The organism is Streptomyces sp. CBMA29 (assembly GCF_014596445.1).
GTDB lineage: Bacteria > Actinomycetota > Actinomycetes > Streptomycetales > Streptomycetaceae > Actinacidiphila.
This window is the reverse complement of record NZ_MECL01000001.1, coordinates 1-2,500: the sequence shown is the minus strand read 5'-3', so window position 1 is coordinate 2,500 and position 2,500 is coordinate 1. Positions and strand designations below refer to the sequence as shown.

Genomic DNA, 2,500 nt, shown 5'->3' with positions numbered 1-2,500 from the left:
ACCCACCAGGGTTGAAAACCTGGGGGATGACCTGTGGTTAGGGGTGAAAGGCCAATCAAACTCCGTGATAGCTGGTTCTCCCCGAAATGCATTTAGGTGCAGCGTCGTGTGTTTCTTGCCGGAGGTAGAGCACTGGATAGGCGATGGGCCCTGCCGGGTTACTGACCTTAGCCAAACTCCGAATGCCGGTAAGTGAGAGCGCGGCAGTGAGACTGTGGGGGATAAGCTCCATGGTCGAGAGGGAAACAGCCCAGAGCATCGACTAAGGCCCCTAAGCGTACGCTAAGTGGGAAAGGATGTGGAGTCGCAGAGACAACCAGGAGGTTGGCTTAGAAGCAGCCACCCTTGAAAGAGTGCGTAATAGCTCACTGGTCAAGTGATTCCGCGCCGACAATGTAGCGGGGCTCAAGCGTACCGCCGAAGTCGTGTCATTGCAGCAATACGCCCAACGGCGGCTGTGATGGGTAGGGGAGCGTCGTGTGCCGGGTGAAGCCGCGCCGGAAGGCAGTGGTGGACGGTTCACGAGTGAGAATGCAGGCATGAGTAGCGATACACCAGTGGGAAACTGGTGCGCCGATTGACTAAGGGTTCCTGGGTCAAGCTGATCTGCCCAGGGTAAGTCGGGACCTAAGGCGAGGCCGACAGGCGTAGTCGATGGACAACCGGTTGATATTCCGGTACCCGCTTTGAAACGCCCAGTACTGAACGTTGCGATGCTGAGTCCGTGAAGCCGCCTCTGATTCCTTCGGGATGAGGGGGAGTGGTGGAGCCGACGGCCCAGACTTCTAGTAGGTAAGCGATGGGGTGACGCAGGAAGGTAGTCCAGCCCGCGCGGTGGTTGTCGCGGGGTAAGGGTGTAGCCCGTTGTGTAGGCAAATCCGCACAACATTCGGGTGAGACCTGATGCCGAGCCGATTGTGGTGAAGTGGATGATCCTATGCTGTCGAGAAAAGCCTCTAGCGAGTTTCATGGCGGCCCGTACCCTAAACCGACTCAGGTGGTCAGGTAGAGAATACCGAGGCGTTCGGGTGAACTATGGTTAAGGAACTCGGCAAAATGCCCCCGTAACTTCGGGAGAAGGGGGGCCATGTCCGGTGACGGGATTTACTCCTTGAGCTGGGTGTGGCCGCAGAGACCAGCGAGAAGCGACTGTTTACTAAAAACACAGGTCCGTGCGAAGCCGTAAGGCGATGTATACGGACTGACGCCTGCCCGGTGCTGGAACGTTAAGGGGACCGGTTAGTCCTGTTTCGACAGGGCGAAGCTGAGAACTTAAGCGCCAGTAAACGGCGGTGGTAACTATAACCATCCTAAGGTAGCGAAATTCCTTGTCGGGTAAGTTCCGACCTGCACGAATGGCGTAACGACTTCTCGACTGTCTCAACCATAGGCCCGGTGAAATTGCACTACGAGTAAAGATGCTCGTTTCGCGCAGCAGGACGGAAAGACCCCGGGACCTTTACTATAGCTTGATATTGGTGTTCGGTTCGGCTTGTGTAGGATAGGTGGGAGACTGTGAAACCCGAGCGCCAGCTCGGTGTGAGTCGTCGTTGAAATACCACTCTGGTCGTGCTGGATGTCTAACCTCGGTCCGTGATCCGGATCAGGGACAGTGTCTGGTGGGTAGTTTAACTGGGGCGGTTGCCTCCTAAAGGGTAACGGAGGCGCCCAAAGGTTCCCTCAGCCTGGTTGGCAATCAGGTGTTGAGTGTAAGTGCACAAGGGAGCTTGACTGTGAGACTGACGGGTCGAGCAGGTACGAAAGTAGGGACTAGTGATCCGGCGGTGGCTTGTGGAAGCGCCGTCGCTCAACGGATAAAAGGTACCCCGGGGATAACAGGCTGATCTTCCCCAAGAGTCCATATCGACGGGATGGTTTGGCACCTCGATGTCGGCTCGTCGCATCCTGGGGCTGGAGTCGGTCCCAAGGGTTGGGCTGTTCGCCCATTAAAGCGGTACGCGAGCTGGGTTTAGAACGTCGTGAGACAGTTCGGTCCCTATCCGCTGTGCGCGTAGGAGTCTTGAGAAGGGCTGTCCCTAGTACGAGAGGACCGGGACGGACGAACCTCTGGTGTGCCAGTTGTCCTGCCAAGGGCATGGCTGGTTGGCTACGTTCGGGAGGGATAACCGCTGAAAGCATCTAAGCGGGAAGCCTGCTTCGAGATGAGGGCTCCCACCCACTTGATGGGTTAAGGCTCCCAGTAGACGACTGGGTTGATAGGCCAGATGTGGAAGCCCTGTGAGGGGTGGAGCTGACTGGTACTAATAGGCCGAGGGCTTGTCCATTGTTGCTCGCGTTCACTGTGTGGTTCTGAAACAACCAGCCCACCCAAACCCCTGGCGGTAGTTGCCGGGTTGGGTGTGTGTTTCATGGTGTTTCGGTGGTCATAGCGTTAGGGAAACGCCCGGTTACATTCCGAACCCGGAAGCTAAGCCTTTCAGCGCCGATGGTACTGCAGGGGGGACCCTGTGGGAGAGTAGGACACCGCCGAACAATCTTT

2 rRNA genes (1 of these 2 cut by a window edge) are annotated in these 2,500 nt (G+C 57.0%); both read left to right on the top strand.

The window, feature by feature from the left end:
• A 23S ribosomal RNA gene (locus BGM09_RS00010) occupies positions 1–2,285 on the top strand; it begins 840 nt to the left of the window's first position.
• Positions 2,286–2,376: 91 nt separating this feature from the next.
• Positions 2,377–2,493 (top strand): 5S ribosomal RNA (gene rrf / locus BGM09_RS00005).
• Positions 2,494–2,500: the final 7 nt, after the last annotated feature.